This window comes from Streptomyces ipomoeae 91-03, from assembly GCF_000317595.1.
Taxonomy (GTDB): domain Bacteria; phylum Actinomycetota; class Actinomycetes; order Streptomycetales; family Streptomycetaceae; genus Streptomyces; species Streptomyces ipomoeae.
Genome location: NZ_AEJC01000603.1, coordinates 1 through 15,949 on the forward strand (window position 1 = coordinate 1; position 15,949 = coordinate 15,949).

General features: G+C 70.2%; 11 protein-coding genes. All 11 read right to left on the minus strand.

Features of this window, described 5'->3' with window-relative positions; translation table 11 throughout:
* Nucleotides 1-29: 29 nt before the first annotated feature.
* Nucleotides 30-3,890, minus strand: a complete 3,861-nt coding sequence (locus tag STRIP9103_RS50340) for a P-loop NTPase fold protein (RefSeq protein ID WP_158696945.1) — start codon at nucleotides 3,888-3,890, stop codon at nucleotides 30-32.
* A gap of 27 nt (nucleotides 3,891-3,917) precedes the next feature.
* Entirely contained in the window at nucleotides 3,918-4,475 is a 558-nt protein-coding gene (locus STRIP9103_RS38825) for a glycoside hydrolase family 25 protein (protein WP_009336712.1), read from the minus strand.
* A gap of 40 nt (nucleotides 4,476-4,515) precedes the next feature.
* A complete protein-coding gene (locus STRIP9103_RS38830; protein ID WP_009336709.1) occupies nucleotides 4,516-5,715 on the minus strand; it encodes an McrC family protein in 1,200 nt (399 codons plus the stop codon).
* Nucleotides 5,712-7,910 carry an McrB family protein gene (locus STRIP9103_RS38835; protein WP_009336713.1) on the minus strand — a complete coding sequence of 733 codons (2,199 nt, stop codon included), beginning with the start codon at nucleotides 7,908-7,910 and terminating at the stop codon, nucleotides 5,712-5,714. The genes STRIP9103_RS38830 and STRIP9103_RS38835 overlap by 4 nt, the downstream gene beginning before the upstream one ends.
* 133 nt (nucleotides 7,911-8,043) lie before the next feature.
* On the minus strand, nucleotides 8,044-9,513 hold the full coding sequence (locus STRIP9103_RS38840; RefSeq protein WP_048821759.1) for an NADase-type glycan-binding domain-containing protein: 1,470 nt from the start codon (nucleotides 9,511-9,513) through the stop codon (nucleotides 8,044-8,046).
* Nucleotides 9,510-10,067, minus strand: a complete 558-nt coding sequence (locus STRIP9103_RS38845) for a phage tail protein (RefSeq protein WP_048821761.1) — start codon at nucleotides 10,065-10,067, stop codon at nucleotides 9,510-9,512. Before STRIP9103_RS38845 ends, STRIP9103_RS38840 begins: the two co-directional genes overlap by 4 nt.
* A gap of 145 nt (nucleotides 10,068-10,212) precedes the next feature.
* Entirely contained in the window at nucleotides 10,213-12,171 is a 1,959-nt protein-coding gene (locus STRIP9103_RS38850; protein ID WP_009336707.1) for a putative baseplate assembly protein, read from the minus strand.
* Complete coding sequence (locus tag STRIP9103_RS38855; protein WP_009336703.1) at nucleotides 12,171-12,614, minus strand: GPW/gp25 family protein; 444 nt, start codon at nucleotides 12,612-12,614, stop codon at nucleotides 12,171-12,173. Before STRIP9103_RS38855 ends, STRIP9103_RS38850 begins: the two co-directional genes overlap by 1 nt.
* A gap of 64 nt (nucleotides 12,615-12,678) precedes the next feature.
* Nucleotides 12,679-14,580 (minus strand): VgrG-related protein, encoded by a 1,902-nt coding sequence (locus tag STRIP9103_RS38860; protein WP_009336716.1) that lies wholly within the window; start codon nucleotides 14,578-14,580, stop codon nucleotides 12,679-12,681.
* Nucleotides 14,581-15,306: a CIS tube protein gene (locus STRIP9103_RS38865; RefSeq protein WP_009336699.1), complete on the minus strand. Its 726-nt coding sequence runs from the start codon at nucleotides 15,304-15,306 to the stop codon at nucleotides 14,581-14,583.
* A gap of 18 nt (nucleotides 15,307-15,324) precedes the next feature.
* Nucleotides 15,325-15,750, minus strand: coding sequence for a phage tail protein (locus tag STRIP9103_RS38870; protein WP_009336701.1), 426 nt, complete (start codon nucleotides 15,748-15,750; stop codon nucleotides 15,325-15,327).
* Nucleotides 15,751-15,949: the final 199 nt, after the last annotated feature.

Sequence of the window (15,949 nt, forward strand, 5' to 3'; positions counted from 1 at the left end):
CCCCTTTCGCCGTGCCGGCGTCCGGCCCGTCACTCCGAGCTGAGACGGGCGTGGAGCAGTGTGGCCCGGGGGAGTTCGGTGCCCGGGGGGTGCTCCTGGCTGAAGAGCCGTACCAGACCCTTGGGAGCCGACGACCACTGCTCCTGGAAGTCGGGAACCGCCCGCAGGTCATCGAGGAGCAGGGCCACCACATACGCGATCTCGGTCGGCCGGTCGCCCCATCCGTCACCCCACCAGAGATGTTCGTTCACGGCACAGGGCGCGGGAAGGACGAGCCCCTCGTCGGTCGTGACCCAGGCGGTGTCCCTCAGGACGACGGAGGCCAGCTGCCCGTTCGCGGGCAGCGACAGGGGAGAGCAGAACCGCCACTTGCCTCGCCCGGGACCGTCGCCATCGGTACGAAGGGCGGGCATGCCGGTCAGCGGGTCGGTGAAGAAGGCGTCCGCCGCGGTGTTCCGGGCGAGTGCGACGTGGCCGGCGGTCGGGTCGCATGCGACAAGGCGCTCGATCCACCGCTCGACCGTTTCGTCGGGTCGCTCGATCTCCGTGAAGGCGCCGTACGGCAGCAATTCCGGGTCGTACGCACGGGCCACCCGCAGGGCGGCGGCGGCATCGGACTCGTAGCTGTCGCCGATCGCCTTCCAGCCCGCTGTCAGGAGTGCTCGATCCTCGACCTCGGGGATCGGATGGGCCGTGACATCGGGGTGCGCGCCGATGATGACCGACCGGGTCCCACGCCGCTCCTGTCCGAAGACGCGGATCTCCCCTTCGACGTTGCCCACTGACTGGTTGCGCATGACGTTCGCCATGTCGAGGAGCGCAGTGCGGGCTTCCTCGGGCAACGCGGTGTTCTGCGCGGCTTGTCGCAGCGTCGTTTCGTCCTCGTCGGCCGGTACGTGGACGATGGAGGGTTCCGAGCCCGGTCGCCACTCGGTGACCAGTTCGGGAAGGCGTAGCCGCGAGGGCCACCACGGCAGGGGCTGACCGGCCAGGGCGCAGATGACTCCCCACGAGGCCTCGTACTCGATGTAGGGGTGCGCGGTGTCGGCGGCCCACAGGGCAGGTCCCGTGATGCCCAGGTCCCCGTACAGGGTGCATACGGTGACGATGCCGTGGGTGTCCCGCGTCTTGGCGAGGGAGGCGGCGACGGCTGAGGCGGCTCCACGATCCGTGGTGTGCACGACGCGGACGATCCCGAGATCGGTTGCCCAGTCGATGGCCGGGCCGTAGGGGGTCTGGGTGCTGTCGTGCCGGCTGCCGGGCCGGAGGCCGCTCGGCAGAGGTCTGAGCAGCAGGGCACCCCGCAGCGCGAAGGCGGGCGTCTGAGCTGCCCAGCTGTAGACCGATGTGGCCGACCAGAGAGTGTCGCCGGCTCGTTCCCGGTCGCCGTGGTGGGCGTCGGGCCGGGGAAAGTCGGGGTACCGCCGGGTCAGTCCGCGGACGCCGAACACACCGTGTCCGAGGAGCTGACGGACGTCGGCTCGGGTGAGGTGCTGGGCACGTCGCCTCCTGCGCCGTTGCCGGAAGCTCATGGACGGGGGCCCCGACCGCGTGGACGGTGCTTCACCGTCCGGGTGCGACGAGCCTTCTGCGCCCGTCCCGTGGGGTCTGACGCGATGGAGTTGCCATGCGCCGCGGAGTCGTTCCAGGGCCAGTCGTGCGCTGTCGGCCGAGACGCCCAGTTCGAGACGGGCGGCGCCGAGTTCCTTCAGGCGTGCGGTGTCGGTCAGCAGTCGGTTGGGGCCGGTCTCGTCCGCCGAGCGTCGTGGGATGAACACGTCGACCACGGTCATCGCGAACAGCATGTACGCGGTGAGTTCCACCCACTGGGCGCGCAGATCGTCGTCCGCCGGGGCGTCCCCCGAAGAGAGACGGTGCAGTTCCCGGTGGAGCGACTTCCGGACGTCCCTGCCGGGTCGGACCATGCGCAGCCTGTCCACCGAGCCGTGCAGATCGTGCAGGAGTACGCCCCAGGCGGCGTCATGGGGCTGCGAGCCGAGGACGACGCGGAAGCTGGAGAGGGTCTCGGTGACCTCTTCGAGGAGAAGACGACCGGCGATGCTGCGCAGATCGGTCTCGTCGGTGCGGTGCCGGATCTCGATCACCTTGCGGGTGAAACGGATCAGGTCGCGCGGAATGCCGCCGGAGAGGACGTACACGAGGGCGACGAACGGATCGGTGAACCCCGGTACCCGTGTCTGGAGCAGCTCCTTCGCCTCCTCCAGTGTGCGCGGCTCCATGTGGAGGATGTCCTCCAGGGAACTGTCGGTGACGTCCCGGACGGGCAGGCCCCGGCGGATGAAGGTGGCGCCGACGTCTTCCGACACGGACAGCAGGAAGTACACGTTGGGTATCGCGAAGATCGCCTTGATCTCGGCGAGGAATGCCCGGGCCTGTTCGGTCGAGCCGAGTCGGTCCAGTTCGTCGATGCCGATGAACACCTTGTGATCTCTGTCGTCACGGATGTACTCACTGATCCGGGCGAGGAGTTCACGGAACTGTGTGACGAGTTCCGGATAGGTCAGCGGGCGGGACGAGGAACCGCTGGTGCGGGCCAGGCCGAAGGTGAGCGCGCTCATGGCGGTGATTCCGGCGTTGTGGGTCAACCCCGCCGTCTGCATGTGTCGCAGTAGGTGGAGATGGCTGCGGCAGTCGCTGATCAGCTGTTTCTGCCGTCTGCTCGCGAACAGGGGACCGGTGATACTCCGGGCCAGAAACAGCAGCCCTACGGCGATGAAAAGGGCGCGTGTGACACCTGGGTGCTCCTGCCACGCCGAATGGTAGGCGTCCTGGATCCTGCCCAGCCAGTGGACCGTGGCCTCTCGCCCCTCGGACCCGGCCCAGCGATACGTGCCTCGCGCCCAGCTTTCGAGGCCTGTGGCGAGCAGGAGCAGTCCGGCGGACAGCAGGAGGAGTTCGCGGATGAACCGGATGAAGCGACGGAAAAGACCCGTGGGGCGCAGGCGCAGCAGGAAGGGTTCGCGCGCACGTTCACCGAGGCGTTCGAGGAAGCTTCGACAGACCTGCTGGAAAAGGCTCAGCAGGAATTCCTCCGGACGGTAGTTCGCCGGAGTCTGCACGATGACGCGAAAGTGGTTCCGCGCCGGCATGCCGTCGAGACGCCCTTCGCAGGCCTTTCTCAGCAGCGTCGTCTTTCCCACTCCCCGAGGCCCGCACAGGGCGATGGCCCCGCCGTCCATCTGGTCGAGCTTGTGACGCAGCGAGACCTCGACACGGCTCGACACCCAGAAGCTGGGGTCATGGGCGTGCAGCAGACCCCTGTGGTGCCGCGTGACCAGGAGGCTGTCGTGTTCCGGGCCGAGGAGGTTGGTGATCTCGCGACTCATCACGGGCACGAGCCGCCGGCTCAGACCGAAGTAGGCCCAGTGGGCCAGATACGGGTACGTCCGGACGGCCCGACGGCACCATCGCACAGAGAGGAACGCTGCCCACAGTTGATGCGTGAAGTTGCTCCTGCCGGTCGGTTCGTGGAATTCGGCGAGCGCGGCGAGTGCCACCCAGGACAGCAGGAGCAGATCGCCCCACCAGGCCATTCCCACCAGTCCGGAGAGGATGGCGCGGATGAGCGCGGCAAGGAAGACCGTGGGCAGAAAGTCTCCCTGGACGCATCGGGCCACCGCCGTACGGAGTTCGGCGTGGCTCCGGTCCAGCCGCTGCCCCAGTCGCCACAGCCGCTCGTACCGCTCCTCCCGGTCCAGAACCGCGTCCGCGACGGCGTCCTCACGCATGACCTCGCGCAGGGCCGACTTGGTGATCTCCTGCCGGTTCAGGGACAGATAGGCCCGGATGTCGTCGTGCTTCAGGGCTTGTTCGACCGCGAGGTCATAGAACGTCCGCACACAGTCCGGCTCTTCGTCCCACACGCTCATGCGGGCATTCTCGCGTGAGCCGTCCGGTCAGTTCCCCGCGGCCCACTCCCGCAGCGCCGCCTTGCTCGCGAAGTCGGCCACGTTCTTGTCGAGGGGGCTGTCCGTGTACTGGTGGAAGCGCCACTTGGCCTTGATGCGGGGTTTGCCGGCGGTGACGTAGTCGGCTATCCAGAGGCCGTCGCCGGCGTAGGAGGTGCTGTCGACGGTGAGCCAGTAGTTCCTGTTGCAGTAGAGAACGACCCGGTGATTCGGGCGCAGTCGCTTCACCTTGCGTATGAAGCGGTCCTTTTCCGCGTTCGTGGCGTGGGTGCCGTCGCCGGTCGATTCCCAGTCGACGGCGAGGATGTCGCCCGCCTTTTCCGGGGCTTTGCCGACGAAGTATTCCGCTTGCGCGTCGAGGTTGCCCGGCCAGAGGAAGTGGTAGAAGCCGACGACCAGGTCGGCGTCGCGGGCGGTTTTCGTCTGGGCGGTGAGTTTGGGGTTGGTGTAGGTGCGGCCCTCGGTGGCTTTGATGAAGACGAAGGAGAGGCCGTCCGTGGCGTAGGCGGAGGGTTGGTGCGAGCTGACGTCCATGCCTCGCAGCATGAGGGCTCCAGATGTGGGGGGAGGCGGGGGGGAGTGGGGGTCAGGGGGCCGCTGTTCTGGTGGCCAGGGTGGTTATCTGCGACAGGAGTTCCGCAGGGGGTTTGTTCAGGTTCAGGGCGTGGGCGGTGATCGTGATGCGGGAGCGGCGGATCGCGTGGCCGGTGGGTGTGGTGTCCGGGGTGGTGGCCGCGTAGATCAGGTGGCCGTGGGGGAGGCCCAGGGCCGTGCAGTAGGACAGGAGTTGGTAGAGGTGGTCCACGGGTGGGGCCGTGGACTTGAGGAACGTGTACTTCGCGTCCACCACCGAGACCGGGCGGCCCTGGCGGTAGAGGACCAGGTCGGGGCGGAACGAGGCGCGGCCCGCCTGGTCCAGGTGGTGGACGTCCTGGGGAGCGCAGCGGATGCCGTGGCGGGTCAGGGCCGCGCCGAGTGCCAGCGTCAGGAAGCGCTCGAAGACCCTCGGCATGTCCAGGAGGAAGCCGTCCGTCGGGATCGGGGTGCCTCCCTCCGGCTGGACCGAGCGGCCGGAGAGGAGCAGTTCGGCCAGGCGGAGGGCCGGGGCGTAGCGGGAGTTGAGGCGGGTGGGGGTCCAGGTGGGGAGGGGTGCGCCGGGGTGCGGGCGGTGGACGCCGTGGAGGCGGTCGGTGAGGTGGCGGAGGGCCAGGCGGGTCGGGGAAGGGATGCCTGGTAGGTGCGCGGCCAGATGCAGGGCGGCCAGGAGGATGCGGTTCTCGGCGATGTCCGGCGTGTGGTCGTCGTACTGGACCGCCATGGGGAGGGGCAGACCCGTGCGGCGGAGTTGGGCCGTGGTGCGGATACGGCCCCTGATCAGGGGAAGGTCCTCCGCCACCTCGCGGTAGCCGTGCAGGACGCCCGTCTCCAGGGTGCGGCGGGCGGTGCGGGCGAGGAGGTCGGCCAGGGCGGGGAGGAGGTCGTCCGCGGTGGTCGCCGTGACCGGTTCCGGGTGCCAGGGGTCGGTGGGGGAGTAGGAGAGGAGGAAGAGGAGGTCCTGGATCCTGAGTTTGGGGCGCAGATGGAGGTGGATCGACCCGCCGGACCGCGTGCGCAGGCGGACCAGGCCCACCCTCTGGTTGCCGCGGACGGTCCAGCGTCCGCCGGGAGCCGGGGCCAGCCGTACCAGGTCCGGTACGGCGACCAGGGCGGCCACCTGGTCGCCGGTCAGCTCGTACGGGGTGCCGGGGCCCGTCTCCCGGACGATGAGGGTGAGGTCGGGGGTCACGGTTCGACGGCCGCGCTGGGTGACTCGACGGCCGCCTGGAGGGAGGCCAGGCCGTACTCCTCCTCCACGTCGATGCCTGTGCCGTGGAGCTGGTCCTCCAGGAGGGGGAGGATCTGCGTGCGCCAGATGAGGTCCAGGCCCTCGGGGCGGGACGCGGCGGGCTTCATCAGGTACGACGGGCCGATGGCGCGGTCGGCGTCGCCGAGGCGGGAGTTGAGTTCGTCGAGCAGGCGGGCGGCCGTGTCCGGGAGGCCGCGGGCGTGCAGCCAGCGGGCCAGCAGGCCCTGGACCGGCGGCTTCTCGGGGGAGAGACGGCGGAAGGCGAAGCGGCGGCGCATCGCCGCGTCGATCAGGGCGATCGAACGGTCGGCGGTGTTCATCGTGCCGATGAGGAAGAGATTGCCGGGGAGGTGGAAGGGGTCGTGGGGGCTGTACTGGGTGGTGACGGGCTCCTCGCGGTACTCCAGCAGGAAGTACAGCTCGCCGAAGACCTTCGCCAGGTTGGCCCGGTTGATCTCGTCGATGATCAGGACGTACGGGTTCGCCGGATCCTTCCGCGCCCGGTCGGCCAGCAGTTTGAACGGGCCCGGCAGCACATCGAACACGACCGAGCCGCCCTCGCCGCGCACGGGACGGAAGCCCTCGAAGAAGTCCTCGTAGGTGTAGGAGGGGTGGAACTGGATGAGTTCCACCCGGTCCGGGCCCGCCAGATGTCTGGCCAGGGCACGGGCGAGGTGCGTCTTTCCGGTCCCGGGCGGGCCGTGCAGCACCAGCTGGCGCTGGTCCTGGAGTTGTTCGGCCGTCTCCCGCAGCCAGTCCAGGGGCATGAGGAGTTCATCGGCCAACTCCTGGGTGACGGTCGGGAGTTCCAGGGGCTTCGTCACGTCGACGTCCGCGAGTTCCTCGGCGACGACGTCCTCCAGGCCCGCGCGTTCGGCCAGCTCGGCGGCGACGCTGCTGATGTCGTACACCGTCGGTGGGAGGGGCAGTCTCGCCTGCACCTTCTCGGGGAGGTCGGCACGGACCAGGGGACGTTCGGCGGTGGCCCAGCGCACCGGGCGACGGCGGGCGTTGTCGAGGCCGTCCGAGGGGTCGTACGTCGGCGGGCCCTGGATGGTGCCGACGTGCACCTCGTCCGGGGTGACGGTGACGATCAGGTCGCCCGGCTGCATCACGGTCAGATAGACGTGCAGTTGGTAGGCGGCGGCTGCGCGCAGCTGGGTCGTGGCGTCGGGCATGGCCTCGGCGATGGCCTGCTGGACCTGCTGCTTGGTGGCTCCGGCGGGGATCTCCGGGGCCTCCCGCCAGGAGACCGAGCAGTAGCCCTGGTCGAGCCAGGCCGGGATGAAGTTGTGGCCGTCCACGTTGTAGCCGCGGACCAGCCAGCCGCGCTGTTCGTGTTGCACGGCGCCTTTGCGCCAGCGGCCGACCCACGGCTCGTCGTAGAAGTCGACGGCTGTGCCGGTTTGCTCCTCCAGGGATCGGCTGAGCGTCAGAAGGTCCTTGTCGTCGTTGCCCGTGGGCTCGGGGAGTTCGTCCGCGAACGCCTTGAGGATCTCGTGTTTGTGGTGGGCGCTGGCGATGGGCTGGAAGGTCTCCGGGAAGAGCATGTGGAGCAGGACGTGGATCTGGGCGCGGCCCTTCTTGTGGCCGACCGCGTCCTGGATGGCGAAGCAGAGGTCCCGGAATCGCCATGGGTCGCGCAGGAGGGCTTCTCGCTCCGGGCGTTCCATTCCGGCGAGTCGTTCCACGAGGAGGACCAGGATCTGGAACTGGGCCCAGCGGTAGTTGAGGAAGCCCTGGCCGCCGTGGAGGAAGCCCTTCAGGCCGGGTTCCAGGTCCGGGTGCACCGCCAAGGGGCGGTCGGCCCAGGACAGTACCTCGCGGAGGATCTGGAGTTTCTTCCGGAGGCCGATCTGTTCGGGGACCAGCGGGGCCATGTTCACGAAGAGCAGCTCGGCGGCGAGGGCGACCGTCTCGTCGGGGGCGCCGGCGAGTTGGCGGCGCAGCTTGACCAGGAAGGTGTCCGACGACTCGTCGGGCTGGTCGACGAAGCGGGCGCGTAGGTCGGAGGCGGTCGTACCGCTCCAGGCGGCCAGCTCCGGTCGGAACGCGGACCTCCCGCTCAGCAGCCCGCCCCGGAAGATCCGCTGGACCACCGCCACGACATCCGCGCCGTCCGGCCGTCTCGCCACAGTCCCACCCGCCCCTCGTACGTTCGAAGTGCCCACCCTAGAAGGGGGTCGGGGGCTCGTCACGACGAGGGGCGGCCGACTGGTGGAGGCCGGTTCTGGCTGGTGCTGTTCGCCGTTCCAGCAGTTCGCCGTTCTAGCTGTTGCTGTTCGAGCGGCCGAAGAACTCGATCTCGGCTATGGCCACCTGCTTCTTGGCGTCGGCGCCGTAGGCGGAGCGGAGGATGAAGCGGACGGCGGTGACCTCGCCCACGCGGAACTTGCGGCGTTGGCCGCCGGCGGACTGGTCGAGGTTGATGAACTTGGTGGTCTTCGAGCCGTCGGCCTTGGTGATCCGGGCCTCGATGCGCTGGGGGCGGGCCGACTCGGAGAGCTTGTCCGACTTGGTGGAGACACCGGGGGTGATGATCAGGTCGAGGAGGCGGGTCGGCTGGTCGAAGCGGGCCTCCAGCCATTCCCCTTCGCCGGACTGTGTCACCCCCGGCCCCCACCAGGTGTTGCTGAGCTTGTCGAAGGCCAGCTTCGCGTCGTGGTCGGGGTACGAGCGGGACGCCTTGACGCTGTTCGGGCCCACCGGGGCGCGCTTGGCGAAGTGGTCGCGGGTCGCCTGGATGCCGTCGTCGATGGAGAAGGCGAGCGTGATGATCAGGGTCAGGACAAGGGCCCCCACGACCCAGTTCATGATCCGGCCGAAGCCGCGGCGGAGACGGGGGCGGTCACCGGCCCACGGCGTCTGTTCGGCGCGGAACGGTGGGATACGGCGCCACCAGGGCCGTCGCAGGGGTGTCGGGGACTCGGCGTCGCCCGCCATCGGCATGGCGCAGCGACCGCAGAAGTGCCGGTCGGGACGGTTGGGGGTGGCGCACCAGGGGCAGGGGGCGCCGCCCTGGGCGCCGGACTCAGGGCCGGGGGTCCGGACTTGGGGGCGCTGTGCCATGGGCCGGCCCGGCAGTACGGGGGCGACGGCCGGGGTGGCGGGGGTCTGGGGTTCGGGGTCGGCCACGGGGACCAGGAGGGACCTGGCTCGATCCGTGGGGGAGGGGGTCGGGGGGTGGGGGTTCTCGCTTTCGGGGGTGGTTGTCCCGACCGGCTCGGTGGTCGCCGTGTCGGGCCGGTCGGTGTCGGGGTGGGAGGGGGGCTGGGGTGCGGGTGCGGTGGGTGGCGGCTGGGTGCCCTCTGGTACGGGGTCGTGGTGAGCGGGTTCGTCGTCCGTCCGTCGGGCTGTCGCTGCCGCCGCCGAGGTGGGTCGTCGGTCGTGGGCCGTGCGGGCGGTGCCCGTGCCGGCTCCGGGGCGGGCGAAGGCGTCCCAGGCCGGTTCGGCAGTGGGGGAGTCGGCTGGGTCGGTCGTGCCCGTCGTGCCGGTGGTGTGGTCGGTGCCAGGTGTGGTGTTGCGTGTGGTCGTGGCTCCCGCTCGCATCCGGTCCGTACGCGCCGAGTCGGTACGGGTCGGGGCGGTGCGGGCCGAGCCGGTTCCGGTCGGGGTGTCGGACCAGTTCAGTACCGAACCGCAGGAGTCGCAGAAGGACTGGCCGGGTTCCGCCCGGGTGCCGCACTCGGCGCAGCTCCGGGCCGGTTCCCGTCCCGTTCCGGAGGTCTCGCTGGTCATCTTTCGGGGATCCTTTCGGCGGCGGTCACCTGGACCGTGTAGGGCATGTGGGCGGGGCGGGCGGCGGCCACGAGGCGGTCCAGCCGGTGTTCGTCCGCGCTGGTGGGGTCGGGCAGCCGTAGCGTGACGTGGAGGTGTGGGCGGCGGTCACCGGGGACCGGGCCGAGGGGGCGGGCGTTCCAGGCCGCGGCGCCGCTCTCCGAGATCTCCGGGGTCACGCCGAAGACCAGGCGTACCGCCTCCGACAGGCCTCGGCGGGTGCCCCTGACCCGGTGCAGGTGTGCGGCGGCGGCGACGGCCGCACGCAGCCGGGCCTCCGGCTCCGTGCCGTCTGTCTCGGCGCCGACCCAGTCCGCCAGCCAGCGGGTGAAGTCGACGGGGGCGAGGGACGGGGTGAAGTAGGAGTCCAGGCAGTCGAGTACGGAGAGGATCGGGGCGAGGACTTCGTCGAGGCCGGCGACGAAGCGTTGGGCGAGGTCGTCGTCGGCGAACACGGCGGGGAGCAGTTGGCCGATGGGGGTGGATGAGTTCAGGCCGTCTATGGAGCCCCTCATGTGTGGGCGCCTAGTGGCTCGGGGTGTGCTGTGGTTGTGCGGCTGCGGGTTGTTTGTGGCTGGTCGTGCCCACGCGGCGGAGCCGCATATGTCACAGCCCCGCGCCCCTTTGGGGCGCGGGACGTGCCGGAGTTCGCAAAGACTCTCACTGCTTGTCTCCGATCACTCGGACCCGGTGGTCGAAGGAGAACACCAACGACGGCGGCTGGAGGTCTATGCGGTTGGTCGCGTCGCCTCGTTTTCCTGTCAGGGGGTCCGCCGGGTGGAGTTGGACCTCGTCTACCAGTTCGACGCCGGGGACGCGTTGGAGGACGGCGAAGATCTCGCCGGACTGGACGGGACGGCCGAAGGGCCAGCCGCGGCCGTCGGTGCCGCCGGTGAGGGGGTCGAGGTGGCGGTAGAGGGCGTCGTGGGCCTGGCGGCGGACGCGGTCGGTGTCGACGCCGCGGAAGGCGTGGAGCGTGGCGACGACGGTGACGCCCTGGTAGAAGGGCGGGCCGACGGCCAGCCTCGTGCCGATGAGGCGGCGTTCGTCGAGGTGGCGGGTGATGCGGTCCAGCAGGGCGTCGCCGGGGACCAGTTGCTCGAAGCGGAGCCGGCCGCCGGGGTCGGGTACGGCCTGGGGGACCACCAACACCCGTACCGCGTATGCCCCGTGCTCGCCCTCGTCGCCCTCCAGGCAGGTGATACGGGCCGTCTCGGGGGCGGCGCGGCGGGCCAGTTCCTCGTAGTCGCGCAGGGTCACCGCGCGTTCCTGGGCGCGCAGGGTGATGGGCGCCCGGACCTTCGCCTCCTCGACCGTCTCGCCGTCGACGCCGCCGCGCGCGGCCTCCCGGTTGACGACCTCGGAGACGTACGGGACGGATGTGCGCAGCACCTGTATGGCACCCCGGGCCACGTTGCCGGCCCTGCCGCCGCCGGTGCGGTAGCGTCGGGCGCGGATGACGGCGCCCTTGGGGGCGACGGCCCCGTACTGGCGCAGAGTGCCGTCGGGCTCCCGTACCGCCGGGCCGAAGGCGATCTCGCCGGTGGCGGCGTCGAGGGTGATGTGGCGGTCGTACGAGGTGGACGCGGCGAAGCTGGGGACGACCTCCCAGTCGGTCCAGCCGTCGTGCCCGGCGGTCTGGAGGAGGACGGGAGGGGTGTCGCCCACCACGGGGGCGTGGGCCAGGCGCAGCCGTTGGCCGGGGAGGCCGGTGGACTCGCCCAGCGCCTCGTCGTACACCGTCTCGGCGTGGACGACGCCGGTGGTGCCGCCGACGGTGAACGCCTCGGCGGCGCGGACGGTCGGCGAGGTGGTGTAGAAGGGCTGGCCGGGGAGGGGTTCGATGACCCGGCAGCGCAGCCAGCCGGCCTCCTGGCCGCCGGTGCGGGAGAGGGTGTGGCCGCCGGGGACGTGGAGGATCACCTCGCCGGGGCGGTTCAGGCCGCCGGTGCCGTCGCGGTCGACCTCGCAGGGCGCCCAGCCGTCCTCGGTCCACGCCTCCCAGAGCAGGGGTGGCTGTCTCGGGTCCACGCCGACGCCGTCCACCCGGCTGTCCAGCTCCAGCGCGACCGCGCAGTGCGGGACGGCGGCCGTCAGGCCCAGCAGCATGCAGTCGCCGGGGCGCGGGGCCTCGGCGAAGCACATCAGGTCCTTGCCCTCGGCGAGGTCGGCGGTCCGGTCCGCGACCGGCTCACCGCGCAACTGCACCACCAGATGCCGCAACTCGCAGGGCACGACGGTCAGTTCGCGCTCGGTGGCGAAGACCACCGCCTCCTCGCTCTCCGTGCGCACGGTCGCGACCTCCGTGCCGACCGGGAGCAGCACCGGCTCCTCCTGCGGCGCGGAGAGCCAGAACGTGACATCCGTGCGGGCGGCCGACGGCGGGAACAGGGTGATGCCCACCAGGTCCAGGAACGCCAAGTGGTTCTTCTCCGGCACCCGGTTGAGGCGGTAGACGATCTGGTCCGCCATGTGCGCGACCGTCTCGACGAGGGTGACGCCCGGGTCGGAGACGTTGTGGTCGGTCCACTCCGGGGCCCGCTGCTGGATGTAACGCTTGGCGTCGTCGACGAACTGCTGGAAGCGGCGGTCGTCGAGGTTCGGGGAGGGCAGGGCCATCAGCGGTCGCTTTCGGAAGCCGTACCCGTGGCGCCCGGAGAGCCCGGCTCGTCGTGGGACGGGATGACGTAGAACGGGAAGACCAGGCTGCGCGGGTTGTTGGTGCCGCGGATCGAGTAGCGGACGTCGATGAAGAGGACGCCCTGATCGGCGCCCGCCGTCACCTCGACGTCGTTCACCTCGATCCGCGGCTCCCAGCGGTCGAGGCTCGTGTACACCTCGTGCTGGATACGGCCCGCGGTGGCCTCGTTGACCGGCGCGAACACCAGGTCGTGGATGGCGCAGCCGAACTCGGGGCGCATCGGCCGCTCACCCGGCGCGGTGGCCAGGATCAGCCGGATCGCCTCCTCGATCTCGCGCTCACCGCTGACCAGGGCGATGCCTCCGGTCGGCCCGATGCGCAGCGGGAACGCCCAGCCGGACCCGACGAACTGCTCGGCCATCAGCGGGCCACCCTCCTTTCTGACATGACGCGGGTTCCTGTGACGCGTGAGTGCCCGGCGGCCGTCATGGGATCGGGTACGGCTTCTTGTTGACCGTGACGATGCCCGTGATGTCGACGTTGGCCGCCCGGAGTGCCGCCTGGCCGACCGCGTTGATCTGCACGGTCCCGGCCGCGCTGAGCGTCGCCGCGCCCGCCGCGTTCATGGCGAGCGCGCCCGCCGCGTTCACGTTGACCGTGCCGCCGAGCGATCTCAGGCCGACCATTCCCTGGCCCTGGAGGTTGAGCGGTCCGCCGCTCCGGATGGTCACGGACCGCCGCGCGCTCAGCGTCAGATCCGTACCGGCCTGCACGGACACCGAGGTCCCGCCCTTGATGGTGACCGAGCCCCTGCTGTCCACGGTGATCTCGGTCTTCGTACGGTCCAGGTTGATGATCAGCTTGTCGTTGCCGCTGGCGAGACGTACGCCCTGTTTGCGCGGGCCGGTCTGCTGGCTGAGCAGGTCGACGCGGTTGCCCTCGCGGTCGGACAGGGTGTGCCGGATCGCCTTCTTCTTGACCGGGTCGTGCAGCCAGACGTCCTTCACGGGGGTCGGCTTGTCGACGCCGTTGTAGAGGCCGCCGATGACGAACGGATGGTCGAGCGCGCCCCGGTCGAAGGCGACCAGCACCTCGTCGCCGACGTCCAGCGGGAAGATCCCGCCGCCGCCCTTGCCGCCCATCTGCACGGTCCGCGTCCAGTCGCTGACGTAGGTGTCGTCCAGCCACGGGAACTGCAGCTTCACCCGCCCCTGCTTCAGCGGATCCTGTACGTCGGTGACCAGCGCGTTGGCCACACTCGGCAGCCGGGGCGTGCCCGTGCCGCCGCCGGAGGTCAGACCGAACAGGGAGCGCCACTGCCGGCCGGTGACGTTCACCCAGGTCTCGTAGTGGCTGCCGTCGCCGAAGACATGGCGTACGGAGGTGCAGGTGTACTTGCCCTCGAACGGTGTGCCCACCTCGGTGAGCGTCACCGGCACACCGGGCCGCAGCTTGGGATTGCCGCGCACCGTGACCTCCAGCTCGGCGAAGGCGGAGGTGATGTCGTCGGCGAGGGAGTTCGCGGCGTGGGTGACCTCGCTCTGGAGGTCGTACGGGACGTCGGTCTCGACCAGCTTGGCCCCCTTGAAGGCCGAGGCCGCCTTCTGCGGGGTGGTGCCGATGGAGATCCCGGGGTTGCCGCTCGCCTTCGCGGTCGCGGTGAGCTTCTTCTTCGTCGTCACGTTCCAGCCGCGCGCCTCGACCTTGTCGACCTGGTCGGCGGAGGTGACGGCGGCCCGGCAGCGCAGGATGTCGACGCCGGCCTGGAGCACGAAGGGGCTCTTCTCGCCGGGCGTGCTCGTCGCCGGGGCCCCGGACGCCGGCTTCGGCTTCACGAACTGGAACTTCCCCTTGGCGTCCAGCGACATCACCATCTCGTTCTCGTCGGCGAGCCGGGAGAGGAAGTCCCAGTCCGTCACATTGGACTGGCTGATGAACTCGTAGACCGTCCTGGTTGCCTGGATGTCACCGATGGCGATACCGGCCGTCGAGGCCAGCTTGCGGGCGATGTCGGAGGCCGTCTGGTTGCGGTACGCGGCCACCCTGCGCGCCCGCATCAGCCGGTGGCCCGGGTCGTAGCCGCGGACGACGGTGAAGGTGCCGGTGCCGTCGTAGTCGGTCTCCATTCCGGTGACCTCGCCGGTCAGCAGCGGGGTGCCCGCGCCCTGGCCGGCGGCGACCGGCGCGATGACCACCTTGGAGCCGAACCTGATGTTCAGCTTGCCCAGCAGCATCCCGTGCGGGTCCCGGAACGTGAGCCGGAACGCGCCGGGCACCCCGGCCCCGAGATCGACCCAGCCGCCGACCAGCAGATCGGCCCAGTACGGCGGAAGCTTCTGCCCGTCGATGAGGACGTGGACGACATTGGAGTACGACGGCTTCACCATCTAGTAGCCCACCTCCTCGGCCGCCGGGAGGACGAGTTCGATGCCGGTGGGCAGCCGGGACGGGTCGTCGATGCCGTTCGCCTCGGCGATCGCCCGCCACGCCGACGCCTCCCCGTACTCCCGCCACGCCAGCGACTGCAACGAGTCGCCGGCGACGACCCGGTGCACCCGCTGCGCGGTCAACGCGCCCGACGTCGGGTTCTGCCCCTTCGTCTTGCTGGGGATCTCGTGCAGATGCAGCTGACAGGTCGCCCGGATCGGCACACCCGTCGTTCCGAACAGGGTGTACGTGGCCTCCACGGACGTGACGTACGAGGTGAAGCGGGCCGTCGAGAACGACCCCCACTGGAACTCCACCCACGGCGGTGACGGCTGCTTCGCGGCGATGCTCTTCGCCGTCACCTCGCAGCAGGTCATCAGATCTTCCACCTTCTTCAGCACCGAGTTGCCGCTCGGCTTGTCCGAGGAGTCGAGGAAGATCTCCACGGCCATCTGCCGGGGCTCCGGCCCCATGAACTCCGGCAGCGAGCCGTCGCGCACGGCCGCCGTGGGCGTCACCTTCCACTGGGCGCGCCGGCTCAGCTGCAACTGGGACGGGTTGAAGTCGAAGTCGAACGTCCTCATCAACGCGCCCTTGGTGGTGCTCTCGCCGACGGGCGGCTCGTGGATGGCGAGCGTCGCCCGCACGAGACTCTTGCCCGCGCCGCCCTTTTTGCCGGTGGCCATGTGTTCGGTCCCCGCCCCTCAGTCCGTGAAGCCGTGGTGGGTGATCTCCAGGACCTCCGTGGCCACGCTCGGGTTGGCCGGGTCCAGGGTCGGGCCCTGCCAGCTCACCGGCAGTACGTCGATCAGCCCCCAGTGCGCCACCTCCGAGCCGTCCGCGCGCAGCGCCGCGATCTGCGCGGTGGGGCGCTTGACGCCGGTCGCCACGGAGGAGATCCATGCCGCGACCTTGGCGGTGTCCGGGGTGAGGGGGCGCGTCAGCCGGATCGTCGAGAACGTGACCCGTGACGGCAACTGCCATACGAACCCGTTGTTCCCGCCCTCCTGACGGTGCTCGATCTCCACCGTGGACGACAGCCCTTCACACCCGTTGAAGTAACCGAGGCTCTCGCCGTCGATGGTCAGCGTGAAGTAGATGGTGGAGCCCGGGTCGAGATCGCGGGGCATCGGGGGCGGCCTTTCTTGGGGGCGGTTCGGTGTGCCGTCGTCGGTCAGTGGCGGGGGTCGCGGAGTTTGCTGATTCGCTCGCGGTCGAGACGGAGTTCCGTGCGGAGCAGTCGGGTGATGCGGCCGGTCAGCTTGTGGGTGAGTTCGTCGAGCTGGAAGTCGGTGAGGGAGCGGGGGTCGAAGTGGGGGGCGGGGGGAG